Source organism: Ferrimonas balearica (assembly GCF_019802085.1).
Lineage (GTDB): Bacteria > Pseudomonadota > Gammaproteobacteria > Enterobacterales > Shewanellaceae > Ferrimonas > Ferrimonas balearica_B.
In genome coordinates, this window is record NZ_JAHVHV010000006.1 from 99,535 (window position 1) to 124,453 (window position 24,919).

28 protein-coding genes are annotated in these 24,919 nt (G+C 63.4%); 17 read left to right on the forward strand and 11 right to left on the reverse strand.

Translation table 11 applies throughout. The annotated features are described in order from the left end of the window. Positions 1-66: 66 nt before the first annotated feature. From rpmG to radC, 3 genes are all read right to left on the reverse strand, one after another. The gene (gene rpmG, locus KUV81_RS18490) at positions 67-237 is read right to left on the reverse strand and encodes a 50S ribosomal protein L33 (RefSeq protein ID WP_013343654.1); all 171 of its coding nucleotides are present in this window, start codon (positions 235-237) and stop codon (positions 67-69) included. An 11-nt stretch (positions 238-248) separates the two neighbouring features. Next, positions 249-485, reverse strand: coding sequence for a 50S ribosomal protein L28 (rpmB, locus tag KUV81_RS18495; RefSeq protein ID WP_222545378.1), 237 nt, complete (start codon positions 483-485; stop codon positions 249-251). A 129-nt stretch (positions 486-614) separates the two neighbouring features. After that, positions 615-1,298: a RadC family protein gene (gene radC, locus KUV81_RS18500; protein WP_222545379.1), complete on the reverse strand. Its 684-nt coding sequence runs from the start codon at positions 1,296-1,298 to the stop codon at positions 615-617. Between the two features lie 72 nt (positions 1,299-1,370). On the opposite strand from radC, the gene coaBC reads away from it, so the two are divergent. Genes coaBC through slmA form a run of 3 tightly spaced genes read left to right on the forward strand, consistent with a single transcriptional unit; the run spans position 1,371 to position 3,647 of the window. Beyond that, positions 1,371-2,579, forward strand: a complete 1,209-nt coding sequence (gene coaBC, locus KUV81_RS18505; protein WP_222545380.1) for a bifunctional phosphopantothenoylcysteine decarboxylase/phosphopantothenate--cysteine ligase CoaBC — start codon at positions 1,371-1,373, stop codon at positions 2,577-2,579. Next, entirely contained in the window at positions 2,576-3,034 is a 459-nt protein-coding gene (gene dut / locus KUV81_RS18510; protein ID WP_222545381.1) for a dUTP diphosphatase, read from the forward strand. Before coaBC ends, dut begins: the two co-directional genes overlap by 4 nt. Positions 3,035-3,053: 19 nt before the next feature. Beyond that, the gene (slmA, locus tag KUV81_RS18515) at positions 3,054-3,647 is read left to right on the forward strand and encodes a nucleoid occlusion factor SlmA (protein WP_222545382.1); all 594 of its coding nucleotides are present in this window, start codon (positions 3,054-3,056) and stop codon (positions 3,645-3,647) included. Positions 3,648-3,709: 62 nt separating this feature from the next. On the opposite strand, the gene pyrE is transcribed toward slmA, so the two are convergent. Together pyrE and rph are read right to left on the reverse strand one after the other, a co-directional pair. Continuing rightward, on the reverse strand, positions 3,710-4,354 hold the full coding sequence (pyrE, locus tag KUV81_RS18520) for an orotate phosphoribosyltransferase (RefSeq protein ID WP_222545383.1): 645 nt from the start codon (positions 4,352-4,354) through the stop codon (positions 3,710-3,712). Positions 4,355-4,404: 50 nt separating this feature from the next. Continuing rightward, positions 4,405-5,124, reverse strand: a complete 720-nt coding sequence (gene rph, locus KUV81_RS18525) for a ribonuclease PH (RefSeq protein ID WP_222545384.1) — start codon at positions 5,122-5,124, stop codon at positions 4,405-4,407. A 159-nt stretch (positions 5,125-5,283) separates the two neighbouring features. On the opposite strand from rph, the gene KUV81_RS18530 reads away from it, so the two are divergent. Continuing rightward, positions 5,284-6,144 carry a YicC/YloC family endoribonuclease gene (locus tag KUV81_RS18530; protein ID WP_222545385.1) on the forward strand — a complete coding sequence of 287 codons (861 nt, stop codon included), beginning with the start codon at positions 5,284-5,286 and terminating at the stop codon, positions 6,142-6,144. 57 nt (positions 6,145-6,201) lie between these two features. On the opposite strand, the gene KUV81_RS18535 is transcribed toward KUV81_RS18530, so the two are convergent. After that, the gene (locus KUV81_RS18535; RefSeq protein WP_222545386.1) at positions 6,202-6,681 is read right to left on the reverse strand and encodes a Dps family protein; all 480 of its coding nucleotides are present in this window, start codon (positions 6,679-6,681) and stop codon (positions 6,202-6,204) included. Between the two features lie 252 nt (positions 6,682-6,933). On the opposite strand from KUV81_RS18535, the gene gmk reads away from it, so the two are divergent. From gmk to KUV81_RS18575, 8 genes are all read left to right on the forward strand, one after another. Further along, entirely contained in the window at positions 6,934-7,557 is a 624-nt protein-coding gene (gene gmk / locus KUV81_RS18540; protein ID WP_222545387.1) for a guanylate kinase, read from the forward strand. Positions 7,558-7,614: 57 nt separating this feature from the next. Then, positions 7,615-7,893, forward strand: a complete 279-nt coding sequence (rpoZ, locus tag KUV81_RS18545; RefSeq protein ID WP_222545388.1) for a DNA-directed RNA polymerase subunit omega — start codon at positions 7,615-7,617, stop codon at positions 7,891-7,893. Positions 7,894-7,908: 15 nt separating this feature from the next. Further along, positions 7,909-10,014 carry a bifunctional GTP diphosphokinase/guanosine-3',5'-bis pyrophosphate 3'-pyrophosphohydrolase gene (gene spoT / locus KUV81_RS18550; protein ID WP_222545389.1) on the forward strand — a complete coding sequence of 702 codons (2,106 nt, stop codon included), beginning with the start codon at positions 7,909-7,911 and terminating at the stop codon, positions 10,012-10,014. An 11-nt stretch (positions 10,015-10,025) separates the two neighbouring features. Continuing rightward, positions 10,026-10,409: a RidA family protein gene (locus tag KUV81_RS18555; protein ID WP_222545390.1), complete on the forward strand. Its 384-nt coding sequence runs from the start codon at positions 10,026-10,028 to the stop codon at positions 10,407-10,409. A gap of 60 nt (positions 10,410-10,469) precedes the next feature. Then, the gene (gene trmH / locus KUV81_RS18560; protein WP_222545391.1) at positions 10,470-11,177 is read left to right on the forward strand and encodes a tRNA (guanosine(18)-2'-O)-methyltransferase TrmH; all 708 of its coding nucleotides are present in this window, start codon (positions 10,470-10,472) and stop codon (positions 11,175-11,177) included. 225 nt (positions 11,178-11,402) lie between these two features. Then, entirely contained in the window at positions 11,403-13,049 is a 1,647-nt protein-coding gene (locus KUV81_RS18565; RefSeq protein WP_222545392.1) for an AMP-binding protein, read from the forward strand. 92 nt (positions 13,050-13,141) lie between these two features. Then, positions 13,142-15,214 (forward strand): ATP-dependent DNA helicase RecG, encoded by a 2,073-nt coding sequence (gene recG, locus KUV81_RS18570; RefSeq protein WP_222545469.1) that lies wholly within the window; start codon positions 13,142-13,144, stop codon positions 15,212-15,214. Positions 15,215-15,283: 69 nt separating this feature from the next. Continuing rightward, positions 15,284-16,150: a DUF3014 domain-containing protein gene (locus tag KUV81_RS18575; RefSeq protein ID WP_222545393.1), complete on the forward strand. Its 867-nt coding sequence runs from the start codon at positions 15,284-15,286 to the stop codon at positions 16,148-16,150. Positions 16,151-16,195: 45 nt separating this feature from the next. Here KUV81_RS18575 and KUV81_RS18580 read toward each other — a convergent pair whose 3' ends face one another. After that, positions 16,196-16,630, reverse strand: a complete 435-nt coding sequence (locus tag KUV81_RS18580) for a YiiD C-terminal domain-containing protein (RefSeq protein ID WP_222545394.1) — start codon at positions 16,628-16,630, stop codon at positions 16,196-16,198. A gap of 124 nt (positions 16,631-16,754) precedes the next feature. Between KUV81_RS18580 and KUV81_RS18585 the strand changes: the two genes are divergently transcribed. Beyond that, positions 16,755-17,621: a chemotaxis protein gene (locus KUV81_RS18585; protein WP_222545395.1), complete on the forward strand. Its 867-nt coding sequence runs from the start codon at positions 16,755-16,757 to the stop codon at positions 17,619-17,621. A 1-nt stretch (position 17,622) separates the two neighbouring features. Here the strand turns inward: KUV81_RS18585 and dtd are convergent, their stop codons facing one another. From dtd to KUV81_RS18600, 3 genes are all read right to left on the reverse strand, one after another. Continuing rightward, on the reverse strand, positions 17,623-18,060 hold the full coding sequence (dtd, locus tag KUV81_RS18590; RefSeq protein ID WP_222545396.1) for a D-aminoacyl-tRNA deacylase: 438 nt from the start codon (positions 18,058-18,060) through the stop codon (positions 17,623-17,625). A 78-nt stretch (positions 18,061-18,138) separates the two neighbouring features. Further along, positions 18,139-18,666: a hypothetical protein gene (locus KUV81_RS18595; RefSeq protein WP_222545397.1), complete on the reverse strand. Its 528-nt coding sequence runs from the start codon at positions 18,664-18,666 to the stop codon at positions 18,139-18,141. Beyond that, a complete protein-coding gene (locus KUV81_RS18600) occupies positions 18,663-19,541 on the reverse strand; it encodes a virulence factor BrkB family protein (RefSeq protein ID WP_222545398.1) in 879 nt (292 codons plus the stop codon). Before KUV81_RS18600 ends, KUV81_RS18595 begins: the two co-directional genes overlap by 4 nt. A gap of 109 nt (positions 19,542-19,650) precedes the next feature. Between KUV81_RS18600 and KUV81_RS18605 the strand changes: the two genes are divergently transcribed. The 3 genes from KUV81_RS18605 to KUV81_RS18615 are packed head-to-tail and all read left to right on the forward strand — an operon-like array spanning position 19,651 to position 21,059. Continuing rightward, entirely contained in the window at positions 19,651-19,872 is a 222-nt protein-coding gene (locus tag KUV81_RS18605; RefSeq protein WP_222545399.1) for a hypothetical protein, read from the forward strand. Between the two features lie 10 nt (positions 19,873-19,882). Further along, on the forward strand, positions 19,883-20,515 hold the full coding sequence (locus KUV81_RS18610) for a DUF2959 domain-containing protein (protein WP_222545400.1): 633 nt from the start codon (positions 19,883-19,885) through the stop codon (positions 20,513-20,515). 49 nt (positions 20,516-20,564) lie between these two features. Further along, a complete protein-coding gene (locus KUV81_RS18615) occupies positions 20,565-21,059 on the forward strand; it encodes a hypothetical protein (RefSeq protein WP_222545401.1) in 495 nt (164 codons plus the stop codon). A 71-nt stretch (positions 21,060-21,130) separates the two neighbouring features. Here KUV81_RS18615 and typA read toward each other — a convergent pair whose 3' ends face one another. After that, positions 21,131-22,957 (reverse strand): translational GTPase TypA, encoded by a 1,827-nt coding sequence (gene typA / locus KUV81_RS18620; protein ID WP_222545402.1) that lies wholly within the window; start codon positions 22,955-22,957, stop codon positions 21,131-21,133. Positions 22,958-23,384: 427 nt separating this feature from the next. On the opposite strand from typA, the gene glnA reads away from it, so the two are divergent. After that, positions 23,385-24,794 carry a glutamate--ammonia ligase gene (gene glnA / locus KUV81_RS18625; protein WP_222545403.1) on the forward strand — a complete coding sequence of 470 codons (1,410 nt, stop codon included), beginning with the start codon at positions 23,385-23,387 and terminating at the stop codon, positions 24,792-24,794. Positions 24,795-24,919 lie beyond the last annotated feature (125 nt).

A 24,919-nucleotide genomic window follows, 5' to 3' on the forward strand; every position in this document is an offset into this window, starting at 1 on the left:
TATGTGGCGGTGTTCAGGCAACAAAAAACCCGGCCGAGGCCGGGTTTTCGCAAAGCAGCAGGTCAATTACTTGATCTTGGCTTCTTTGTACATAACGTGCTGACGGATGGTCGGATCAAACTTCTTGATCTCGAACTTTTCGGGCATGTTACGCTTGTTTTTGTCGGTGGTGTAGAAGTGACCGGTGCCAGCGGAGGAAACCAGACGGATCTTCTCACGGATGCCTTTCTTAGCCATCGTTCAGCTCCTTAAATCTTTTCGCCACGGGCGCGCAGTTCAGACAGAACCACTTCGATGCCCTTCTTGTCGATGATGCGCATGCCCTTGGTGGATACACGCAGCTTCACGAAACGCTTTTCACCTTCAACCCAGAAACGGTGGGTGTGCAGGTTAGGCAGGAAACGACGCTTGGTCGCGTTGTTAGCGTGGGAACGGTTGTTCCCGGTTACCGGGCGCTTGCCGGTAACTTGACATACTTTAGACATTTCAGTCTCCAAAACTTTGCTCGAGCTATCACTGTGCCCCGTATGGCCGTCGCCCGAGGCACACGAAGGGCGCATTTTATACAAGATCGCCAAGTAAAGATCAAGCGATCGCCGCCGACAAGGTGCGACTTATAGCCAACCTCGCTCGGCGAAGGAACAACTCTCCCCCCGACCCACCACCAGGTGGTCGAGGACGGGCACGTCCACCAGCGCCAGGGCCCGTTGGATCCGCCCGGTGATGTGACGGTCCGCCCGGCTGGGTTCGGCCACCCCGGAAGGGTGGTTGTGCGCCAGGATCACCGCTGCCGCGTTGGCCCCCAAGACCGCCTTGACCACCTCTCTGGGGTGGACCTGGGCCGAGTCAATGGTGCCCCGGGACAACTCTTCGAGTCGGATCACCCGGTGCTGACTGTCCAGCAACAGCAGGACAAATCGTTCCTGCTCAAGGCCCTGCAGATGATGTCGCAGGTAATCGCGCACCGCCTGTGGGGAGGACAACGGCTCACCGCGCTGCCAGCGCACCGCCAGGTAGCGGCGGGCCAGTTCCAAAGTGGCATGCAATTGTACGTATTTCGCCTCACCAAGGCCACGAACCGAGCAAAATTGTTGCCGGGAAGCCGCGAACAGGTGCCCCAGATCACCAAACTCCGCCAGCAGCTGGCGCGACAGGTCCACGGCACTGGTCCCCGGGACGCCGGTGCGCAGGAAGATCGCCAACAGCTCGGCGTCGCTGAGGGCCGACGCCCCCAAGGTGAGTAAGCGCTCTCTCGGCCGCTCTGAGGTGGGCCATTGGGGTATGGGCGTTCGTTCCATGATCGCGGTCCCTGCTGAGTTGGGGTGGCACTGTGTTATCTTAGGCGCAATTTCGGTTAACCGACCCAAAGCATGAGCCAAACCAACCGCAACATTCTGCTGGGGATCAGCGGCGGCATCGCCGCCTACAAGGCCCCCATCCTGGTGCGTCGGCTGCGCGAGCAGGGCGCAAACGTCCGTGTGGTGCTGACCAAGGGCGCCAAGGCCTTCGTCACTCCCATGAGCCTGCAGGCGGTCTCCGGCCATCCGGTGGTGGACGACATCCTGGATCCGGCCACCGAATCCGCCATGGGCCACATCGATCTGGCCCGCTGGGCCGACGAGGTGATCATCGCCCCGGCCAGCGCCAACCTGGTGGCTCGCCTCGCCGCCGGCATGGCCGACGACCTGCTGACCACCGCCTGCCTGGCCACCACCGCTCCGGTGATCCTGGCCCCGGCGATGAACCAACAGATGTACCTGCACCCCGCCACCCAGGCCAACCTGGCCACCCTCGAACGCCGCGGCGTCACCCTCTGGGGTCCGGACAGCGGCGATCAGGCCTGCGGGGAAGTGGGCCCGGGTCGGATGTGGGAACCGGACGCCATCGTCGCCGCCTGGCTGGAGTGGGTGGCCGAGCGCAGCGCGCCCCAGCCCCTGGCCGGTCAGCGCCTGCTGTTGACCGCGGGCCCCACCCGCGAAGCCCTGGATCCGGTGCGTTTTCTCTCCAACCACAGCTCCGGCAAGATGGGCTTCGCCCTGGCCGCCGAAGCGGCCCGCATGGGCGCCGAGGTCACCCTGGTGGCCGGTCCCGTGGCCCTGCCCACCCCGGCAGGAGTGACCCGCATCGACGTCGAATCGGCCCAGCAGATGCTGGACGCGGTGATGGCGGCGCTGCCGGGCCAGGAGATCTTTATCGGCTGTGCCGCGGTGGCGGACTATCGCCCGGTGGCAGTGGCCGACAACAAGATCAAAAAGGCCAACGCGCGAATGACGGTGGAGCTGGAACGCAACCCGGACATCCTGGCCACGGTGGCGTCACAACCCCAGCGTCCCTTCACCGTCGGGTTTGCCGCTGAAACGGATAATGTGGAACAATACGCCCGCGACAAACTGACCCGAAAAGGGCTGGATCTCATCGCCGCCAACGACGTGTCTCAACCGGGCCAGGGTTTCAATGCCAACGATAACGCCCTGACGCTGTACTGGGCCGACGGCCACAAGAGCCTGGGCCACAGCGACAAGCGCCAACAGGCACGTCTCCTGTTAGAAACCATTGCTGATCACAAAGCCTGCCAATGAAAACGCCTATTGAACTGAAGATCCTCGACCCCCGCCTGGGCACCGAATGGCCCCTGCCGGAGTACGCCACCCCGGGCTCTGCCGGCATGGATCTGCGCGCCATGCTGGACGCCCCCCTGGTGCTGGAGCCCGGTCAGACCGAGCTGGTGCCCACCGGCCTAGCCATCCACATCGCGGATCCGGGCCTGGCCGCCACCATCCTGCCCCGCTCCGGGCTGGGTCATAAAAAGGGGATCGTGCTGGGTAACCTGGTGGGCCTTATCGATTCCGATTACCAGGGCCAGCTGTTTGTCTCGGTGTGGAACCGTGGCCACGACACCTTTACCATGGCCCCCGGTGAGCGCATCGCCCAACTGATGTTTGTGCCTGTGGTGCAGGCCCAGTTCAAGATTGTCGACGATTTTGACGCCTCTTCCCGCGGTGAAGGGGGCTTTGGTCACTCAGGGACCCTGTAAGACGGAGCTTGCTGCCCAGATGGCAACCAACAACAAGAAGAACCGGCGCGAACACATCCTGCAGTGCCTGGCGCGCATGCTGGAGACCGCCCCCGGGCAACGGATCACCACCGCCAAGCTGGCGGCCGAGGTGGGCGTATCCGAAGCGGCGCTCTACCGCCACTTCCCCTCCAAAGCGCGGATGTTCGAGGGCCTCATCGAGTTCATCGAAGAGTCCCTGCTCTCCCGCATCAATATGGTGATGCACGAAGAGAAGGACACCATGGTGCGCTGCCAGCTGATGCTGCAGCTGCTACTGACCTTCGCCGAGCGCAACCCCGGCATCACCCGTCTGCTGACCGGCGATGCCCTGACCGGTGAGCAGGATCGCCTGCGCGGTCGCATCAACCAGCTGTTCGGTAAAATTGAAACCAACCTCAAGCAGGCCCTGCGGGAGAAAAGCCTGCGGGAGGGCCAGGGCTTCTACCTCGAAGAGGGGATGCTGGCCAACCTGCTGCTGGCCTGGGCCGAAGGGCGCATCGCCCAGTTCGTGCGCAGCGAGTTCAAGGACCTGCCCACCGCCAACTTTTCCGAACAGTGGGCCTTTATCCAGCGCCAGCTGCTGCAAAGCTGACGGCCACGCCGGACACAAAAAAACGCGCCCCATGGGGCGCGTTTTTTATTGCCAACCGGCCTTTAAGTGATGCCGTACTGGGCGCGGTAGGCGCTCACGGACGCCAGCTCCGCTTCGCGACCCGGCTGGTCGGCCAGGTAGCTGATGAGATCCTTCAGGGTAACAATGGAGACCACCTGGCAGCCGAAGTCCCGCTCCACCTCCTGGATGGCGGACAGCTCGCCCTTGCCCTTCTCCTGGCGGTCCAGGGCGATCAGCACCCCGGCCAGAGCGGCACCGTTGGCCTGGATGATCTCCATGGACTCGCGAATGGCGGTGCCGGCGGTGATCACGTCGTCCACCAGCATCACCCGACCGGTCAGCTCGGCCCCCACCAGGTTGCCGCCTTCGCCGTGATCCTTCTTCTCCTTGCGGTTGAAGCAGTAGGGCAGGTCCATCTGGTGGTGATCCGCCAGGGCCACTGCCGTGGTGGTGGCGATGGGGATCCCCTTGTAGGCGGGGCCAAACAGCAGATCGAACTCGATGTTGGCATCCGCTAGGGCCGCGGCGTAGAAGCGCCCCAGCTTGGCCAGATCGGAGCCGCGGTTGAACAGGCCGGCGTTGAAGAAGTAGGGGCTGGTGCGGCCGGATTTGAGGGTGAACTCGCCAAAACGCAGCACCTGGCGCTCCAGGGCAAACTCGATAAAGGCTTTCTGATAGGGTTTCACATCGGGCTCCTGATAATAACAACGCGGCCCTCAAGGGGCCGCGTTCAAACTCATTGGGTGTTGTAGGCCGCTTTCTGGGCGGCGATCAGCTGGGCGATCCCCTCTTTGGCCAGGGTCATCATCGCCAGCATCTGCTCGTGAGTGAAGGGCTCGCCCTCGGCGGTGCCCTGCACCTCGATGATGCGGCCATCCTCGGTCATCACCACGTTCATGTCGGTCTCCGCCCCGGAGTCCTCCACGTAGTCGAGATCGCACACCGCCTGCTCGCCGACGATCCCCACGGAGATGGCGGCGATCTGCTGCTTGAGCGGGCTGACCTTGATAAGCCCCCGCCCCTTGAGGTAATCGATGGCGTCCATCAGGGCGACGCAGGCGCCGGTGATGGCCGCGGTGCGGGTGCCGCCATCGGCCTGGATGACGTCACAGTCGATGGTGATGGTGAACTCGCCCAGGGCCTTGAGATCCACCGCCGCCCGCAGGCTGCGACCGATCAGGCGCTGGATCTCCATGGTGCGACCGCTCTGCTTGCCGCGGGCCGCTTCACGCTGGTTGCGGCTGTGGGTGGCGCGGGGCAGCATGCCGTACTCGGCGGTGATCCAGCCCTGGCCCTGGCCCCGCAGGAAGCGCGGCACGCCCTCCTCCACCGACGCGGTGCAGATCACCTTGGTGTTGCCAAAGGCCACCAGCACCGAGCCCTCGGCATGATCGGTGAAGTGGCGGGTGATGGAAACCGGACGCACCTGGTCCGCGGTTCTGCCGTTGGAACGCATAAGTCAAACCTGCTCAGTGGGAAGTGGCGCCATTATAGCGGCTCCGTTGCGCTTGCGGTATGGCCGGGGCGGCCGTCGCCATTGGGGACCCGGGCACTGTACTCGTCCAGAGGTCGGAGTATACTGGCCCCACTGAAATTCAACTCGGGCACCCTCGCCATGATCCACAGCATGACCGCCTACGGCCGCGGTGAACTCAAAGCCGACTGGGGCACCGCCTCCTGGGAGATCCGCTCCGTCAACCAGCGTTACCTGGAAACCTACCTGCGCCTGCCGGAGCAGCTACGCGGCCTGGAGCCGGTGTTGCGGGAGCGGCTGCGCAAACGCCTGGCCCGGGGCAAGGTGGAGGTGAACCTGCGTTTCGAGCTGGCTCAGCAGGTGGACACCCTGACCATGAACGAGTCCCTGGCCCAGCAGCTGGTGGACAAGGCCCAGAAGCTACACACCATGGCGGGGATCGGTCAGATCCAGCTGGTGGACCTGCTCAAGTGGCCCGGGGTGCTGGAGAGCGGCGAGCAGGACATGGATCAGGTCAGTCAGGATCTGCTGACCAAGTTTGACGAAGTGGTGGGCGATTTTATCGATGCCCGTGCCTCCGAGGGGAAGGCCCTGGAGGGGATGATCCAGCAGCGCCTGGACGGGATCAGCGAGCAATCCGCCTTTGTCCGCGAACGGATGCCGGAGATCCTGACCTGGCAGCGTCAGAAGCTGCACGACCGCCTTGCGGAGATCAAAGACGAGCTGGACCCGGCACGCATCGAGCAGGAGCTGATCCTGCAGGCCCAGAAGGTGGACGTGGCCGAAGAGCTGGATCGCCTCGACGCCCACGTGGCCGAGACCCGAAAAATCCTGAAAAAAGGCGGCGCCTGCGGCCGACGCCTGGATTTCATGATGCAGGAGTTCAACCGGGAGTCGAACACCCTGGCCTCCAAGTCCATCAGCGCCGACATCACCGCCGCCGCAGTGGAGCTCAAGGTGCTGATTGAGCAGATGCGCGAGCAAATTCAGAACATCGAATAAGCGCACACACTCACAAAAAAGCCGGCCTCACTGCCGGCTTTTTTTGTTGGGGGACGGTCAGGCGCCACGCCCCTGGTAGGCCGCCAGCATCCAGGACTCCTTCTCCTGCTGACTGATGTAGTCGCTCATCAGCGACACCGTGCCCTCGTCGCCCAGCTCCGCCGCCTGGGCCAGGATCTGGCGTTGCTGGCTCAGCAGCACCGTGTAGGCGCCGAGGATGCTCTCGATGGCCACGTGGCCGTCCCGCACCCCTTTGACCTCCTGGATCTGGCTGCGCTTCAGGTAGTCGGAGAAGCCGTGCAGCGGCTGGTGGCCCAGGGTCAGGGTGCGCTCGGCAATTTCGTCCACCTTGATCAGCAGCTGGTCGTAGATCTCCTCGAACTTGGCGTGCAGCTCGAAGAAGTTGGCGCCCTGGACGTTCCAGTGGAAGCCGCGCACGTTCATGTACAGCAGCTGGTAGTTGGCCAGCAGGCCATTGAGTTGCTCTGCCAGGTCAGCGGCGCCGGCCTTGTCCAGGCCAATCAGGTTGGTGCTCATAGCGGTTCCTCAATCGGTCAAAATCATTGCTCAGGCACAGAGTACGTCGACCGGAGACGAGGTAAAAACGAATACTGGTGATAGCCACAATCTAAATGTGCGATTAGAATGGCGAGACGGGGTCGGCTTGGCCGCCCGGGGGGCTCGTGTTACCATGTCGCGCCTCAATTTTCACCGTTGGGGCCGCCCCCCGACCGAACCCATGGCAGGCGCTACACTGTGCTTGCCCTTAGCGTCAGGATCCCAAGCACCATGGCACGTCGTGGTAACCTCTTTATCCTCTCCGCCCCCAGCGGCGCGGGGAAATCCTCCCTTATCGGCGCCCTGCTGAAGGACCGGCCGGCCAACATGCAGGTCTCCGTGTCCCACACCACCCGCGCCATGCGCCCCGGGGAGGAGAACGGCGTCCACTACCACTTCGTCAGCCCCGAGACGTTCAAGTCGATGATCGATGAGGGCGCCTTTTTCGAGTGGGCCGAGGTGTTCGGCAACTACTACGGCACCTCCCGCCCGGCCATCGAGGACACCCTGGATCGCGGCATCGACGTCTTCCTCGACATCGACTGGCAGGGGGCCCGCCAGGTCAAGGCCCAGATCCCCGACGCCATCGGCGTGTTCATCCTGCCGCCCTCACGGGCTGAGCTGGAGCGCCGGCTGCGCAGCCGAGGCCAGGACAGCGACGACGTAATCGCCGATCGCATGGCCGAAGCCCAGAGCGAGATCTCCCACTACGGTGAGTTTGATTACCTGCTGGTGAACGAGGATTTCGACACCGCCCTCGCCGAGTTGGCCGCAATCGTCAAGGCGGAACGAACCCGCCTGGCTAGGCAGGTTGAGGCCCACGGTGGTATGCTAGATGATCTGTTGGCAGACTAGCCGACTTCATGTACACTTTTGCGTCATTTTTTCCAACTTAGTCAGGAGCTCCTCGTAATGGCACGGGTTACTGTAGAAGACGCCGTTGAACAGATCGGCAACCGTTTTGACCTGATCCTGGTGGCCGCACGTCGCGCTCGCCAGCTGTCCGTTCAGGGCAAAGAGGCGCTGGTCGAGGTGGAAAACGACAAATCCACCGTGATCGCCCTGCGGGAGATCGAACAGGGTCTGATCAACTCCGCCGCCCTGGATGAGCAGGAGCGCCAGGCCCAACGCGAACAGGAAGCGGCCGAACTGGCTGCCGTAGCGGCCATCGCGGAAGGTCGCTCCCTGTAATATTGGAGGTCGCCGTTGTACCTGTTTGAAAGCCTCAAGGAACTGGCTTCCAGCTATCTGGACCCCGAGCAGGTCGAACAGCTCACCCAAGCCTATATAACGGCCCGAGATGCCCATGATGGGCAGATGCGTTCCAGCGGCGATCCCTACATCACCCACCCGGTTGCGGTTTCCCGCATCCTGGCGGAGATGCGTCTCGACCACGAGACGCTGATGGCCGCCCTCCTCCACGACGTGATTGAAGACACTGAGCTCACCCGGGAAGACCTGGCTGAGCTCTTTGGTGATCAGGTCGCTGAGCTGGTGGAGGGGGTCTCCAAGCTGGACAAGCTCAAGTTCCGGGATCGCAAAGAGGCCCAGGCGGAGAACTTCCGCAAGATGGTGATGGCGATGGTGCAGGACATCCGCGTCATCCTCATCAAGCTGGCCGACCGCACCCACAACATGCGCACCCTGGGCTCACTGCGTCCGGACAAGCGTCGTCGCATCGCCCGGGAGACCCTGGAGATCTTCGCCCCTCTGGCCAACCGCCTGGGCATCCACAACATCAAGAATGAGTTGGAAGATCTCGGCTTTCGCGCCCTCTATCCGATGCGCTATCGGGTGCTCAAAGAGGTGGTGCAGGCCGCCCGCGGCAACCGCAAGGAGCTGATGCAGAGCATCGAGTCGGAGATCGCCGGCCGGCTGGAAGAGAGCGGCATTCCCGGCACCGTGCACGGCCGGGAGAAGAACCTGTTCTCCATCTACAACAAGATGGTGAACAAGGAGCTGCAGTTCCAGGAGGTGATGGACATCTACGCCTTTAGGATCACCGTCTCCGACATCGACACCTGCTACCGGGTGCTCGGCGCCATGCACACCCTCTACAAGCCGCGCCCCAACCGCTTCAAAGATTACATCGCCATCCCCAAGGCCAACGGTTACCAGAGCCTGCACACCTCCCTGTTCGGCCCCCACGGGGTGCCGGTGGAGGTGCAGATCCGCACCGAGGACATGGACCAGATGGCGGACAAGGGGGTGGCGGCCCACTGGCTGTACAAGAACAATGGCGACGCCGAGGCCACCACTACCCAGGTACGGGCCCGCAAGTGGATGCAGAGCCTGCTGGAGCTGCAACAAAGCGCCGGCAACTCCTTCGAATTCATCGAGAACGTCAAATCCGATCTCTTCCCCGACGAGATCTACGTGTTCACACCCACCGGCAAGATCCTGGAGCTGCCCCTGGGCGCCACCGCGGTGGATTTTGCTTTCGCGGTGCACACCGACATCGGCAACAGCTGCGTCGGCGCCCGAGTAAACCGCCAGGCCTACCCCCTGAGCGCACCGCTGAGCTCCGGTCAGACGGTGGAGATCATCACCGCCCCCGGCGCCCGGCCCAACGCCGCCTGGCTCAACTTCGTGGTGACCGCCAAGGCCCGTTCCAAGATCCGCCAGGTGCTCAAGAACCTGGAGCAGACCGAGTCCATCGCCCTGGGCAAGCGGCTGCTCAACCACGCCCTGGGGGAGCTCAACCTCAGCGACATCGCCCAGACGCAGATCGATCACGTGGTGCAGGAGTCCCGCTGCGACAGCCTGGACGACATGCTGGCCGCCATCGGCCTGGGTGATCTGATGAGCCTGGTGGTGGCCCAGCGACTGCGGGGGGAAAGCGCCAGCAACCCCAACAACGCCGAGTCCAAGCTGGCCATCAAGGGCGCCGAGGGGATGCTGGTTTCCTTCGCCAAGTGCTGCCGCCCCATTCCCGGCGACGACGTGGTGGCCCACGTCAGCCCCGGCAAGGGCCTTGTGGTGCACATCGACAGCTGCAAGAACATCCGCCGCAACCTGGAGCAGGAAGCGGAGAAGTTCCTGCCGGTGGAATGGACCGACGAGCCCGGCGCCGAGTACGTCACCGGGCTGCGCATCGAGATCATCAATCATCAGGGGGCCCTGGCCAAGCTGACCTCCATCATCGCCAGTGCCGACGCCAACATTCACAACCTCAATACCGACGAGAAGGACGGCCGCGTCTACGTCATCAACCTGACCCTGACGGTACAAAACCGGGTGCACCTGGCCAACGTACTGCGCAAGATCCGGGTGATGCCGCAGGTGCTTAAAGCGGCCCGCGCCCGAAGCTAAGGAAACGCCCCATGGCAGAGAAAACCATCATCGCCACCGACAAGGCCCCCGCCGCCATTGGCACCTACTCCCAGGCCGTGAAAGTCGACAATACTGTCTACATCTCCGGTCAGATCCCGCTGAACCCCCAGACCATGGAGAAGTCCGGCGAGGACTTCGACAGCCAGGTGGTGCAGGTGTTTGAGAACCTCAAAGCGGTGTGTGAAGCGGCCGGAGGCAGCTTGAACGACATCGTCAAACTCAACATCTTCATGCTGGATCTGGCGAACTTCGCCAAGGTCAACGAGGTGATGGGCCAGTACATGCAGCAGCCCTACCCGGCCCGGGCCGCCATCGGCGTCAAGGAGCTGCCCAAGGGTGTCCTGGTTGAGATGGACGCCGTGATGGTGCTCTGAGCACCCCAGCATTGAACAACGGGGGCGCTACAGCGCCCCCGTTTTTTTGAAGGTAACGCCATGAGTCCCGAACGTCTCGCCCGCATCAACGCCATGCTGGACCAGCGCCAGCCGGATCTGACCATCTGCCTGGAGCAGGTGCACAAGCCCCACAATCTCTCCGCCATGGTGCGCACCGCCGACGCCATCGGCGTCCACGAAGTGCACGCGGTCTGGCCCGACAAGGGGATGCGCCTGGCCGGCGGCACCGCCACCGGCAGCCAGCAGTGGGTCAAGGTCAACACCCACGACAGCATCGAAGGGGCGGTGGCCGCCATGCGTGAGCACGGCATGCAGATCATCGCCACCAACCTGTCCGACACCGCGGTGGATTTTCGCCAGATCGACTACACCAAACCCACCGCCATCCTGATGGGTCAGGAGAAAACCGGGATCACTCCCGAAGCCCTGGCCCTGGCCGACCAGGACGTGATCATCCCCATGGTGGGCATGGTGCAGTCCCTCAACGTCTCCGTGGCCACCGCCCTGTTGCTTTACGAAGCCCAGCGCCAACGCCAGGAAGCTGGCCTCTACGGCCAGCGTCGCCTGGACGAGGCGGAGTGCCAGCGGATCCTTTTCGAGGGCGGCCACCCCATCTTCGCCAAGATCTGCCGCCAGAAGGGGCTGCCCTACCCGCAGATCGACGAGGCGGGGCAGATCCAGGCCCCCGAGTCCTGGTGGCAAAAGGTGCAGATGAACAAGAGCGCCTGGACGCACCTGGACGACTGACCACCAAAACGGCTCCTCGGAGCCGTTTCTTTTTGGTGAAATTCACCACCGTTTCCCTACCAAGTTTGTGAATAAAGCGTTAGTTTACCGACTGGTTAGACCGGTTTTTACTACGCTTTGTGCCTCTGTCGTCGCCATACTAGGCAATAACAGAAAACGTGGGAGTCCACCCGGACAGACCCGCAAATAACGACAAAAAACGATAGCAAGCTAAGGGAGCCATCCATGACCCTGAACACCCCGCTGCAGATGCTGGACCACTGGTGCGCCAGCCAGTCCGACACCGTCTTTCTTCGCCAACCCCGTGAGCGCCAGCTCCATGACCTCACCTGGGGTCAGACCCGGGAAGCGGTCTACCGCCTGGCCGGTGCCCTGCGCCAGCTGGGGCTGAAGCGGGGCGACAAGGTCGCCATCCTCTCCAAGAACTGCGCCCAGTGGTTCATCGCCGATCTGGCGCTGCAGGCGGGGGGCTTCATCAGCATCCCCATCTACCCCACCGCCAACGCCGACACCATCCGTTACGTGCTGCAGCACTCCGAGGCCAAGGCGATCTTCATCGGCAAACTGGACGACCCGGAAGCCCAGCGCGACGCCATCAACCCTGAGCTGCTGCGCTTCGACATGTCCTTCCCCACCCTGCCGGTGCAGTACCACTGGCATCAGTTGCTGGAGATGACCGATCCCCTGGACGACACCCGTCCGGAGCTGGATGACGTCATGACCATCATCTACACCTCCGGCAGCACCGGGAACCCCAAGGGGGCGGTGATGACCTACCGCGCTTACGCCTGGGGGGGCACCACGGTGGCCAAGCACCTGGGGGCCGACAACCAGGACCGGGTGATCTCCTACCTGCCCCTGGCCCACATCACCGAACGGGTCTACATCGAGGGCACCGCCTTCTACAGCGGCGGCACCGTCTACTTCGTCGAATCCCTCGACAGCTTCGTCGATGACGTCAAGGTGGCCCAGCCCAGCTTCTTCCTCTCGGTGCCGCGCCTCTGGACCCTGTTCCAGAAGAACATCATCGACAAGGTGGGCGAGTCCAAGCTCAACCTGCTGCTTAAGCTGCCGATCATCGGCTCCCTGGTGGCCCGCAAGATCCGCACCCAGCTGGGCCTGAACAGCGCCAAGGTGCTGGGTTGCGGCTCCGCCCCGGTCTCCCCGTCGCTGCTGCACTGGTATCGGGGCATCGGCATGGACATCACCGAAGCCTGGGGGATGACCGAGAACAGCGCCTACGCCACGCTGAACTTCCCCTTCCGTCCCGACAAGATCGGCACCGTGGGCAAGCCGGGCACCGACTGCGAGGTGAAGATCGGCGACAACCAAGAGCTGCTGTTCAAGAGCCCGGGCCTGTTCCGCGAGTACTACAAGAACCCGGAGGCCTCCGCCGAGTCCTTTACCGAGGACGGCTTCTTCCGCACCGGTGACCAGGCCACGGTGGACGACGAGCAGTTCGTCACCATCACCGGCCGGGTCAAAGACAACTTCAAGACCGCCAAGGGCAAGTTCGTCGCCCCGGTGCCCATCGAGCGCAAGCTGGCCCAGAACAACCACATCGAACTGGTGTGCGTCATCGGCTCCGGCCTGCCCTACCCGGTGGCCCTGGTGCAGCTCTCTGAGGGGGCCTCACTGCTGCCCAAGGAGCAGGTGCGTCCGGCCCTGGCCCAGACCAGTGAGCTGGTCAGCCAGCAGATGGAGAGCCACGCCACCCTGGGCGGCGTACTGGTGGTCGATGAGCCCTGGGACGTGGAGAACGAGGTGCTGACCCCCACCCTCAAGATCAAACGTCACGTACTGGAGCAACGCTTCGGTGAGCGGGTCGCTCACCTCAAAGGCAACCAGGTGGTGTGGGAAGCCGATCTCTAAAGGGCTGATCCTTAAAGCACGGGCTGCTATTATCTGATCATATTTACAGTATTTTCGGATCGCCGCCCGTGACCACAACCACACCGGTTTCGGTGGACAAACTCACCACGCTGTCGGTCACCGGCCTCAAGGGGGTCGGTGACAAGATGGCGGAAAAACTGGCCCGGCTGGGGATCCGCAGCGTCGGCGATCTGCTGCTGCACCTGCCCCTGAGGTACGAAGACCGCACCCGGATCTGGCCGGTGGCGGCCCTCACCCCGGGCCAGCACGCCACCGTGGAGGGGGAGGTTGTCTCCGCCCACGTCAGCTACGGCAAACGCCGCCGCATGACGGTCAAACTGGCCGACGGCAGCGGCACCATCGCGCTCCACTTCTTCAATTTCGCCCTGGCCCAGAAAGAGAGTTTCGTCACCGGAGCCCGGGTTCGCGCCTTTGGCGAAGCCCGCGCCGGGATGCGCCAAATCGAGATGGTGCACCCGGAGTACCACGTCCTGGGGGAGCACACCCACCCCCTGCTCGAAGAGAGCCTGACGCCGGTCTACCCCACCACCGAGGGCCTCAAACAGGCCAGCCTGCGTAAACTCACCGACGAGGCGCTGCAGCTGCTGCGCCAACACCCCTTGCCGGAGTTGCTGCCCGAAGGCCTCTACCCCGAACAGCTGCCGCTGTCCGAGGCGGTGCAGTTCATCCATCGTCCGCCGCCGGAGGCCAGCCTGACCCAGTTGCTGGAGGGCCAACACCCCGCCCAACAGCGCCTGGTGATGGAGGAGCTGCTGGCCCAGAACCTGTCGATGCTGAAACTGCGGGTGGACTCCGGCCAGCACCAGGCGCTGCCACTGCACCCGGACCCGGCCCTGCTGCAGCGCTTTCTCGGCGATCTGCCGTTCAGCCCCACCGCGGCTCAGCAGCGGGTGGTGGGGGAGATCCGGGATGACCTGGCCCGGGCCGAGCCCATGATGCGTCTGGTGCAGGGGGACGTGGGCTCCGGCAAGACCCTGGTGGCCGCCCTGGCGGCCCTGCACGCCATCTCCCAGGGCCACCAGGTGGCCCTGATGGCCCCCACCGAACTGTTGGCGGAGCAGCACGCCCTGGCCTTCGCCCAGTGGTTTGAGCCCCTGGGCCTGCCGGTGGCCTGGCTTGCCGGCAAACTCAAGGGCAAGGCCCGGGACGCCACCCTGGCCAGGATCGCCAGTGGCGAAGCCAAGATGGTGGTGGGCACCCACGCCATCTTCCAGGACCAGGTGGCCTTTGATCATCTGGCCCTGGTGATCGTCGATGAGCAACACCGGTTCGGCGTGCACCAACGCCTGACCCTGCGGGAAAAGGGCCTCAAGGACGGCCGCTACCCCCATCAGCTGATCATGACCGCCACCCCCATCCCCCGCACCCTGGCGATGACCGCCTACGCGGATCTGGACGTCTCGGTGATCGACGAGCTGCCGCCGGGTCGCACGCCGGTCACCACGGTGGCCATCCCCGACGGCCGACGGGACCAGGTGATCCAGCGGGTGCGCCAGGCCTGCGGCGACGGGCGCCAGGCCTACTGGGTCTGCACCCTGATCGAGGAGTCCGAGGTGCTGCAGTGCCAGGCCGCCGAGGACACCGCCAGCGAGTTGGCGGAACTGTTGCCTGAGCTCAGGGTCGGATTAGTACATGGGCGAATGAAAGCCGAGGAAAAACAGCAGGTCATGGCTGCATTTAAGGCCAATGAACTGCACCTGCTGGTGGCCACCACGGTGATCGAGGTCGGGGTGGATGTGCCCAACGCCAGCTTGATGATCATCGAGAACCCGGAGCGGCTTGGCCTGGCCCAGCTGCACCAGCTGCGCGGCCGGGTGGGCCGGGGAGCGGTGGCCAGCCACTGTGTGCTGCTCTACCACCCGCCGCTGTCCAAAACCGCCCAGTCCCGGCTGGGGGTGCTGCGGGAGAGCAACGACGGCTTTGTTATCGCCCAGCGCGACTTGGAGATCCGCGGCCCCGGCGAGGTGCTGGGCACCCGGCAGACCGGCCTGGCGGACCTGAAGATCGCCGATCTGGTGCGGGATGCGGCGCTCATTCCCCAGGTTCAGCGCCTGGCCCAACACCTGATGGACCGCTACCCTTCCCGGGTACCCGCCATCATCGATCGCTGGCTCGGCGGCAAGGAGATCTACAGCCAAGCCTGAGGCTTTGGCTGGACACTTGGGCGGTTTTGACCAAAATGGTATCTGTAATCAGGGAGATAGGATCTTACGATGTATCAAGATGACGAAGCGAAGCGCAGCAGCGCAAATCAGATGGCCATGGTGCTGGTGATCCTGGTCATCCTGGCCTGTGGCGGGGCCTGGTATTTCTTCCTGCGCGACGCCCAGCCCCCGGCGCCGTCCGAGCCCATCCCCTCCCTGCCCCAGGAGGAGCCCACGCTGCCGGCCCAACCGCTGCCCGCCGAGCCGGTGCCGGAACCGGTACCGGAGCCGGAGCTCCCGCCCCAGCCGGAGCCCACCCCCACGCCGCAGCCCGAGGTGCCGGAGCCGGATCCGCTCCCCAATCTCAACGACAGTGACGAGTTTGCCAAGGAGCAGCTCAACGCCATCAGTGACGGCATGCAGTTTGGCCAGGCGGTGGAGGACAACAACCTGATCCGCCGCTTCGTGGTGTTTGTCGACAACCTGGCCGGGGGTGAGGTGATGCGCCAACAGGGCCCCTTCACCCCCCTGTCGGACGACTTCAAGGCGCTGGAACTCAACGGCAAACTCTACCTGGATCCGGAAGGCTACCGCCGCTTCGATCAGTACGCCGAGTTCCTCTACCGGCTGGACGAAACCCAGTTGCGGGATCACTTTATGCTGGCCGAGCCCCTGCTGGAGCAGGCCTTCCAGGAGCTGGGTTACGGCGCCGGTCAGTTCCGCGGCTCCATCGTCGACGGCATCGACGAGTTGCTGGCCGCCCCGGAATACGATGCGCCTTTGGAGCTGGTCAGCCACAGCGTGAACTACCAGTTCGCCGATCCCAGCATTGAGAACCTGACCGACGCACAGAAGCTGATGATCCGCATGGGCCCCGACAACGCCCGCAAGATCAAATCCCTGCTGCGCCGTTTTAAGGCCGCCCTCAACGAGTGAGCGTGACATCCCTCCAGCAAAAAACCGGCCCATTGGCCGGTTCTTTTACCTTTGAGGCATCACCACGAACTGTCCCTCGAACCGGGCGGCGTCGCCCAGGGTCACCTGCAGGGGGATCTTGAGGTTGCGCCCCTGTTGCAGGGGGCTGACGTCGACCGCCTGCAGCGAGCAACGGCACTGGGGGTGACCGGTGACCGGCCGGCGGTAGCGGATCCGCCCCTCCCCCAGCACAATGTCGCCCTGAAGCCCCGCCTCCTCCAACGCCAGCCAGATCCGGCCCCAACCGGTCAGGGTGGCGTGGCTGTAGATGCTGCCCGCAAACATGGTGCCGTGCAGGTTGCGATTGGCCTCGAAGTCCGCGCCGGTCACCAGGGTGTCACCGTCGTAGTCGAGGGCGCGGATCCCCATCTGGGCGGCGATGGGGATGGTCTGATGCCACAGCTGGGTCAGCCGGGCCAGGGGGTCGATGGGCTGGGTCATGGGCATAGTTCCTTCTGTCGGCCGCAGAATAGCGGATCCCCGCCGCAAAACCGAGCCGACCACTGGACAATTCCTCGCCGGGGCTGGCACTGTAACCTATCGGTTCTGGAGTCGAAATTCCCTTATGAATCAGAAACACAGTTCACGCCAGGAGTACCTGGTGTTCTCCCTGGCCCACAACCAGATGTACGCCTTCTCCACCCTTAAGGTGCAGGAGATCGTCTCCGTCAGTCAGTTCAGCCAGCTGCCCGGCAGCCATCCGGCGGTGGCCGGCACCCTGACCCTGCGGGGAGAAACCCTGGCGGTGGTGGATCTGAACCGGGCCATCGGCCTGCAGGGAGAGCCGCCGCAAAGCGTGGTGGTGTGCGAGATCCAGGGTACCCGCTACGGGTTGCTGGTGGGCACCATCGAGGCGATCCAGGTGTGCGACAGCGGTGACATCACCGCCATTCCTGCCCGGCTGGCGCGTCAGGCCCTGAGCACCGGGGTGTTCCGCGACGGTCAGGATCGCCTGGTGCAGCTGCTGGACCTGGAGCGGATCATCGGTGAACTGAACCCCGGAGCCGGCACAGCGATGCCGGAGCTGGATGCCGCCAGCCTGGCGCGCATTCGAGCGCAGAAGATCCTCATCTGTGACGACTCCCGCTTCGCCCGGCGCCAGATGGCCCGGGTGCTGGAGCAGCACGGCATCGATTACCTGAGCGCCCCCAACGGCAAGGCGGCGCTGAGCATCCTCAAACGGGAAGCGGAGCGTCAAGAGCCGGTGCAGATCCTGGTGTCGGACATCGAGATGCCTGAGCTGGACGGTTACCAGCTGGCCCTGTCGGTGCGGGCCAACCAGGACCTGGATCCGGCCTACGTGATCCTCCACAGCTCCCTGAACCCCGCCATCTGCGAGCGGATCTCCCAGCAGGCGGGGGCAGACGAGGGGCTGACCAAGTTCGACCCCCACGCCCTTTTGGAGGCGATCGGCCGCGGCGCCGGCGCCTGATTCAGGTGCGCAGGGAGAAGGTCACCGGGCCGTCGTTGGTCAGCGACACTTGCATGTCGGCGCCAAAGGCGCCGGTTTCGACCGTCATCCCCTGGGCGCGACAGTAGGCCACAAAGGCCTCGTAGAGCCGCTCCGCCTCGGTCGGATGCGCCGCGCTGGAGAAGCTGGGGCGCAGCCCCTTGTTGGTGTCCGCCGCCAGGGTGAACTGACTGACCACCAGCAGCTGGCCTCCCGCCTGCTGGACATTGAGGTTCATCTTGTCCGCCTCGTCGGAGAACACCCGGTACTTCATCACCTTGTCGGCCAGGCGACGCAGGCTGGCCTCGTCGTCGTCCCGCTCCACCCCCAACAGCACCAGCAAGCCCCTCGGGATCGCCCCCACGGTTTCCCCGGCCACCTCGACCCGGGCCTGGCTGACCCGCTGAATCAACGCGATCATCGATTGCGCACTCCCCAAAAAAGAGACAAAAAAACGGGCCGATCATCGCCGGCCCGTTGGCAAACTGCAAGCCCGTCCCTAGCGGGTGAAGCGCACCTCTTTGGCGGCGGGGGTGGCCTGGGGGAACTGCTGGCGCAGGGCGTTCAGGCCGGCGTTGGTCCAGTCCATAAAGGCGGTCAGCTCCTGCAGGCTGATGCGGTCGACGAAGGTGGCGGCGCCGCGCACCTCCACGGCGGTGCCCTCGTTGATCAGCACGAACTTGGCAAAATCCATCCCCTGGTTCAGCTGGCCGATGATCAGCAACAGCTCCGGGGTCTGGGCCAGGTCCGGGTGCAGCACGTAGTATTTGGTGATGACGATGCGGTCCAGCCCCTCGGTGTTCATCTTCGGCTGCATCATAAAGTGGCCGTTGTCGTACTCCACCATCAGGCTGTGGGCGCTGGCCCGTTTCACCGTGTACTTCTCGCCGCTGAGGGCGGTGACCAGGGCGTCGGTGGCCTGATCGTTGGTGTTGCCGGTCAGATCCAGGACCGTGCCTTGCTCACCCAGGCTGGCGCAACCGCCCAGCAATCCCAGGCTCAGCAGCAGAACGAAAATGCGCTTCATGTGGACTCCTTATCCGTGTCGTCGTCGAGATGAAAATATTCCGGCAGTGCCGCCGTGACCTCGGCCCCCAGCAGCACGATGATCCAGGACAGATAGACCCAGAGGAACAAGATCGGGATGGTGGCCAGGGCCCCGTAGATCGCCTCATAGGAGGGGAACTGGGTCACGTACCAGGCAAAACCCCGCTTGCCCGCTTCGAACAACAGCGCCGCCACAAAGGCCCCCAGCAGCGCGTGATGGAAGCGGACCCGGGTGTTGGGCACCATCATGTAGAGTAGGGCAAAGGCGCTGACCGAGAGCAAAAAGGGCAGCCGGGCAATGAAAAACGCGTAGGCGCCGCTGAGTCCGGCGTCGGAGAACAACTTCATCGACACCAGGTAGGAGGTGACGGCCAGGCTGGCGCCCATCAGCATTGGGCCCAGGGTGAGGATCATCCAGTACATGGAGAAGGAGTAGATCGCCCGGCGCCTGGTCTGCACCTTCCAGATCCGGTTGAGCGCCTTGTCGATGTTGGAGATCAGCATCAGCGCCACCACCGCCAGGAAGAGCACCCCCACGGCGGTCATCCTGGAGGCGTTGTCGACAAACTGCCCCAGGTACTGCTGGACGGTGTCCCCCGCCGTCGGCACAAAGTTGTTGTAGACGAACGCCTCGAGATCCGCCCGCACCCCGGCAAAACCGGGAAAGGCGGAGAACACCGAGAGCACCACGGCCATCATGGGCACCAGGGAGAGCAGGGAGACGTAGGCCAGGTGGCCGGCGGTCACCTGCAGGCCGTTTTCGCCCACGCGACGCCACAGGTAGGGGAAGAAGGCCAACAGCTGTCGCCAGGAGAGCCGAGACAGCCGTTCGGCCAGGGCGGAGATCCCTTTCATTGGGCACTTCCAATTCGATCACTATGGCGGCAGCATACAACAATAAGGCAACATTTACTTGTTGTTGTCCTTCGCATTATTGCCTATCTATGCCCATACAGGAGGAGTCATGGCGCAACAAGGTTCGGCAGGCAACGTCATCGCCGCCATCTGCAGTTTCTTTATCGCCGGCCTGGGTCAGCTGGTGCAGGGTCGGATCCTGGCGGCACTGCTGTTTTTTGTCTTTGTTGGCGGCTTTTACGCCATGGCGGCGGTGCTGGTGGTGCCCTTCATCATCGCCATTCCTCTGCACATCTGGTGCATCGTCGATGCCGCGCGCTACCGCGGCTAAAGGAGCTCTCATGCGCATCTTAATCTTGTCCCTCGCCCTGATGCTCACCGGGTGTCAAAGCGCCTACTACGCCGCCGCCGAACAGGTGGGGTACCACAAGCGAGAGATCCTGGTGGACCGGGTGGAGGATGCCCAGGAGAGCCAGCAGGAGGCCCAGGAGCAGTTCAGCTCCGCCCTGGAGCAGATGAAAACGCTGATCGACTTCGATGGCGGTGATCTGGAGACGGTGTACGACCGGGTTAAGGGGGAGTACGAGGACTCCGCCGACGCCGCCGCCGAGGTAAGCAGCCGCATCGACGACGTGGCGGACGTGGCCTCGGCGATGTTCGACGAGTGGGAGGAGGAGCTGGGCCAGTACCAGTCCGCCAACCTGCGCCGGGAGAGCGAGGCCCAACTGCGGGACACCCGTCGCCGTTACGACGCCATGCTCAAGGCGATGCGCCAGGCCGAGGCCAAGATGGCGCCGGTGCTTAAGCGGCTCAAGGACAACGAGCTGTACCTCAAGCACAACCTCAATGCCCGGGCCATCGGCGCCGTGGGCAAGGAGTTTGGCGTGCTGGAGCAGGAGGTGGAACGGGTGATCGCCGAGATGAACCGGGCCATCGCCGAGTCGGACAAGTTTATCCAGACCCTGGACCAGTAAGCCGTTCGAGCCGCGAGGGCACGAGGCGCTCCCGGTTCACCAGGGCATCATGAACTTCAACCGCTATAAGGTGGTGATCCCGACCGCCGTAGGCCGGGCCAGCCAAAATCGTTTTGATTTCATCGGCACCTGGGTGGTGATCTACTTCGCCCTGTTGTTGGTCCTGCCCAGCGCCCTGGAGACCTTCACCCACCGCAGCGCCCAGCTCTACACCGGCCTCAGTCTTCTGGCCTGCCCGCTCTACTATGCCCTGCACTGGCTGGGCAATTACGCCCCCCGCGCCACCTACGCCGTCGCCCTGGGAGGGGCCACCGGCACCTTCACCGGGGTGCCGGTGCTGCTGAACGCCTGGACCCAACCGGCGGACCAGGCCTGCTTGGCCGGCCAGAGCGCGCCCTGTGGCGACCTGGCGCCGTTGGCCCCCGAGGCGTTCCAGGTTGCCCTGCAGGGCACCCAGTTCAGCGCCACCCTCGCCTGGGGGCTGCACGCTTCGGTACTGCTGATCTGGGGCCTGTACTGGTATCGACTGCGGCTGTCGCCCTGACCTCAAGCCCCGGCCCAGCACAAAAAACGGCACCCCTGGGGGTGCCGTTTTCATTGGAAGGGTCTCAGGGCTTAGCCCTTTTTCTTCTCGCGGGAGTAGCGCTTACGATCGGACTCGGTCAGCAGCTTCTTGCGCACCCGGATGTTCTCCGGGGTCACTTCCACCAGCTCGTCGTCGTCGATGAACTCCAGCGCCTGCTCCAGGGTCATCTTGATCGGCGGGGTCAGCACCTGGGCGTCGTCGGTGCCGGAGGCACGGACGTTGGTCAGCTGCTTGCCCTTCAGGGCGTTCACGGTCAGGTCGTTGTCCCGGCTGTGGATGCCGATGATCATCCCTTCGTACACCTCGGTGCCGTGGCCGACCATCAGACGACCGCGCTCCTGCAGGTTGAACAGGGCGTTGGTCAGTGCCTTACCGGTGGCGTTGGCGATCAGCACGCCGTTGATGCGCTGGCCGATCTCACCGCCCTTGTGGGGGCCGTACTCGTAGAAGGTGTGGTAGATGAGGCCGGTACCGGAGGTCAGGGTCATGAACTCGGTCTGGAAGCCGATCAGGCCACGGGAGGGCATGATGAAGTCCATGCGGATGCGGCCTTTGCCGTCCGGGGCCATGTCGGTCAGCTCCGCCTTACGCAGGCCCAGCTTCTCCATGATCGCACCCTGGTGCTCCTCTTCGACGTCCACGGTGACCGTCTCGTAGGGCTCCTGCAGCTCGCCGTCGATGTCACGCATGATCACCTCGGGGCGGGATACCGCCAGCTCGAAGCCTTCGCGGCGCATGTTCTCGATCAGGATCCCCAGGTGCAGTTCACCGCGACCGGACACCTTGAACTTGTCCGGATCGTCGGTCTCTTCCACCCGCAGGGCCACGTTGTGCACCAGCTCTTTCTGCAGACGCTCGAGGATATTGCGAGAGGTCACGTACTTGCCTTCCTGGCCGGAGAACGGGGAGGTGTTCACCTGGAAGGTCATGGTCACGGTGGGCTCGTCCACGGACAGGGCCGGCAGCGCTTCCACTTCGTGGGGGCAGCAGACGGTGTCGGAGATTTTCAGCTCACCCAGGCCGGAGATGGCGATGATGTCACCGGCTTGCGCCTCGTCCACATCGTGGCGCTCCAGGCCCATGTAGCCCATCACCTTACCCACCTTGGCGTTGCGCACGTTGCCGTTGGCGCACTCGATGGTGACCTGCTGGCCCACCTTTACTTTACCGCGGGCAATGCGGCCCACGCCGATCACGCCCACATAGGAGTTGTAGTCCAGCTGGGAGATCTGCATCTGGAAGGGGCCTTCCGGATCCGCGTCCGGGGCCGCCACTTCGTCGACGATGGTCTGGAACAGATCGGTCATGTCCTCCTTCTGAACGTCCTCCTCGTTGGAGGCCCAACCGTTCAGGGCGGAGGCGTAGACCACTTTGAAGTCCAGCTGTTCGTCGGTGGCACCCAGGTTGTCGAACAGGTCAAACACCTGATCCATCACCCAGTCCGGACGGGCGCCCGGCTTGTCAATCTTGTTGATCACCACGATGGGCTTCAGGCCCAGGGCAAAAGCCTTCTGGGTCACGAAGCGGGTCTGCGGCATCGGGCCTTCCTGCGCGTCCACCAGCAGCAGCACGGAGTCCACCATGGACATCACCCGCTCTACCTCGCCACCGAAGTCGGCGTGCCCGGGGGTGTCCACGATGTTGATGCGGTAGTCGTTCCACTTGATGGCGGTGTTCTTCGCCAGGATGGTGATGCCCCGCTCTTTCTCGATGTCGTTGGAGTCCATGACACGCTCGTCCAGATCAACGCGATCGTCGAAGGTGCCGGACTGACCGAGAAGTTTATCCACCAGGGTGGTCTTGCCGTGGTCAACGTGGGCGATGATCGCCACGTTACGCAAATTTTCGATGCTCAAAGTGGTCTCTCCAGGCAAAGGGGCAACGGAAAAACCCGGACCTGCACGAGGTTCGGGTAAGGTACAACCCCTTCGCGGGGTAAATTCTGGGCGGCAAGTGTAATGGATAGCGTATAAAACTGCGACAAATACCGATGAATTCATCGTGACGCCCCGCCTGGGGATGGTGGTAGACTGGCTCATCGCCCAAGGATTGTGCTGATCACCGGTCGCCCATGACCCACCCTCGACTCGCTGCACCGCCCCATTGTCGATCACGCCCCACTCTGGGGCAGCAGGCGCACCACAATGGTGCATCCCAGCACGCCTTTTCACTGCTCCTCGCACCACTTTCCTTAAAAAACAGTACTTTGCCATTTTGGCACGCTGTTCGCTTTATGCTGGCCAGCTTGGTCAGAGCCCATCATTTGCCACTGGAGGTTTAGGGATGTCCATCGAAAACGTACTGAAGCTGATTGAAGAGAACGAAGTGAAATTCGTCGACCTGCGCTTTACCGACACCAAGGGTAAAGAGCAGCACGTGTCCATTCCCGTTAGCCAGATCGACGCCGACTTCTTCGAAGAGGGCAAGATGTTCGATGGTTCCTCCATCCAGGGTTGGAAAGGCATCAACGAGTCCGACATGATCCTGATGCCGGACCCGGCCACCGCGGTGCTCTGCCCCTTCACCGACGAGATCACCCTGAACGTGCGTTGCGACATCATCGAGCCGGCCACCATGGAAGGCTACGACCGCGATCCGCGCTCCATCGCCAAGCGCGCCAAGGCCTACATGCAGTCCACCGGCATCGCTGACGACTGCTTCTTCGGTCCCGAGCCGGAGTTCTTCCTGTTCGACGACGTGAAGTACAAGACCGACATGTCCGGTTCCATGTACAAGATTGACGCCGAAGAGGCCTCCTGGAACTCCGACAAGGAGTACGAAGGCGGCAACAAGGGCCACCGTCCCGGCGTGAAAGGCGGCTACTTCCCGGTATCCCCGGTGGATTCCGCCCAGGATATCCGTTCTGCCATGTGTCTGGTTCTGGAAGAGATGGGTCAGGTGGTTGAAGCCCACCACCACGAAGTGGCCACCGCCGGTCAGAACGAGATCGCCACCCGCTTCAACAGCATCGTCGAGAAAGCCGACGAACTGCAGGTGCTGAAGTACGTGATCCACAACGTGGCCCACGCCTACGAGAAGTCCGCCACCTTCATGCCCAAGCCGGTGGTTGGTGACAACGGTTCCGGCATGCACTGCCACCAGAGCCTGAGCAAAGACGGCGTCAACCTGTTCGCCGGCGACAAGTACGGCGGCCTGTCCGAGACCGCGCTGTACTACATCGGCGGCATCATCAAGCACGCCCGCGCCATCAACGCCTTCGCCAACGCCTCCACCAACTCCTACAAGCGTCTGGTGCCCGGCTTCGAAGCCCCGGTCATGCTGGCCTACTCCGCCCGTAACCGCTCCGCGTCCATCCGTATCCCGGTGGTACCGAGCCCGAAAGGTCGCCGCATCGAGGTGCGCTTCCCGGATCCGACCGCCAACCCCTACCTGGCCTTCTCCGCCATGCTGATGGCCGGCCTGGACGGCATCCAGAACAAGATCCACCCTGGTGACGCCATGGACAAGGACCTGTACGACCTGCCAGCGGAAGAAGCGGCCGAGATCCCGACCGTAGCCGCCAGCCTGGCCGAGGCCCTGGACAACCTGGACGCCGACCGCGCCTTCCTGACCGCCGGTGGCGTGTTCTCCGACGACTTCATCGACTCCTACATCGATCTGAAGCGCGGTGAAGTGGAGCGTCTGGACATGACCACCCACCCGGTGGAGTTTGAGATGTACTACAGCGTCTAAGGACGCAACCGGTTCACTGGAAGTGAAGCACGCTCTGTACCTTTAAAAAAAACAATAACTAAGAGCACTAAAAGCCCATCCAAACGGATGGGCTTTTTTCTTTCATCCATCTACACTCGGACAGA

Bases quoted from the DNA above. Each gene is read 5' to 3' on its own strand.
- rpmG (WP_013343654.1), bottom strand. From the start codon at position 237: ATGGCTAAGAAAGGCATCCGTGAGAAGATCCGTCTGGTTTCCTCCGCT.
- glnA (WP_222545403.1), top strand. From the start codon at position 23,385: ATGTCCATCGAAAACGTACTGAAGCTGATTGAAGAGAACGAAGTGAAA.
- rpmB (WP_222545378.1), bottom strand. From the start codon at position 485: ATGTCTAAAGTATGTCAAGTTACCGGCAAGCGCCCGGTAACCGGGAAC.
- KUV81_RS18530 (WP_222545385.1), top strand. From the start codon at position 5,284: ATGATCCACAGCATGACCGCCTACGGCCGCGGTGAACTCAAAGCCGAC.
- KUV81_RS18580 (WP_222545394.1), bottom strand. From the start codon at position 16,630: ATGACCCAGCCCATCGACCCCCTGGCCCGGCTGACCCAGCTGTGGCAT.
- KUV81_RS18595 (WP_222545397.1), bottom strand. From the start codon at position 18,666: ATGAAGCGCATTTTCGTTCTGCTGCTGAGCCTGGGATTGCTGGGCGGT.
- rpoZ (WP_222545388.1), top strand. From the start codon at position 7,615: ATGGCACGGGTTACTGTAGAAGACGCCGTTGAACAGATCGGCAACCGT.
- radC (WP_222545379.1), bottom strand. From the start codon at position 1,298: ATGGAACGAACGCCCATACCCCAATGGCCCACCTCAGAGCGGCCGAGA.
- coaBC (WP_222545380.1), top strand. From the start codon at position 1,371: ATGAGCCAAACCAACCGCAACATTCTGCTGGGGATCAGCGGCGGCATC.
- KUV81_RS18575 (WP_222545393.1), top strand. From the start codon at position 15,284: ATGTATCAAGATGACGAAGCGAAGCGCAGCAGCGCAAATCAGATGGCC.
- KUV81_RS18565 (WP_222545392.1), top strand. From the start codon at position 11,403: ATGACCCTGAACACCCCGCTGCAGATGCTGGACCACTGGTGCGCCAGC.
- KUV81_RS18535 (WP_222545386.1), bottom strand. From the start codon at position 6,681: ATGAGCACCAACCTGATTGGCCTGGACAAGGCCGGCGCCGCTGACCTG.
- KUV81_RS18610 (WP_222545400.1), top strand. From the start codon at position 19,883: ATGCGCATCTTAATCTTGTCCCTCGCCCTGATGCTCACCGGGTGTCAA.
- KUV81_RS18615 (WP_222545401.1), top strand. From the start codon at position 20,565: ATGAACTTCAACCGCTATAAGGTGGTGATCCCGACCGCCGTAGGCCGG.
- slmA (WP_222545382.1), top strand. From the start codon at position 3,054: ATGGCAACCAACAACAAGAAGAACCGGCGCGAACACATCCTGCAGTGC.
- KUV81_RS18555 (WP_222545390.1), top strand. From the start codon at position 10,026: ATGGCAGAGAAAACCATCATCGCCACCGACAAGGCCCCCGCCGCCATT.
- dtd (WP_222545396.1), bottom strand. From the start codon at position 18,060: ATGATCGCGTTGATTCAGCGGGTCAGCCAGGCCCGGGTCGAGGTGGCC.
- KUV81_RS18585 (WP_222545395.1), top strand. From the start codon at position 16,755: ATGAATCAGAAACACAGTTCACGCCAGGAGTACCTGGTGTTCTCCCTG.
- KUV81_RS18605 (WP_222545399.1), top strand. From the start codon at position 19,651: ATGGCGCAACAAGGTTCGGCAGGCAACGTCATCGCCGCCATCTGCAGT.
- dut (WP_222545381.1), top strand. From the start codon at position 2,576: ATGAAAACGCCTATTGAACTGAAGATCCTCGACCCCCGCCTGGGCACC.
- KUV81_RS18600 (WP_222545398.1), bottom strand. From the start codon at position 19,541: ATGAAAGGGATCTCCGCCCTGGCCGAACGGCTGTCTCGGCTCTCCTGG.
- rph (WP_222545384.1), bottom strand. From the start codon at position 5,124: ATGCGTTCCAACGGCAGAACCGCGGACCAGGTGCGTCCGGTTTCCATC.
- trmH (WP_222545391.1), top strand. From the start codon at position 10,470: ATGAGTCCCGAACGTCTCGCCCGCATCAACGCCATGCTGGACCAGCGC.
- gmk (WP_222545387.1), top strand. From the start codon at position 6,934: ATGGCACGTCGTGGTAACCTCTTTATCCTCTCCGCCCCCAGCGGCGCG.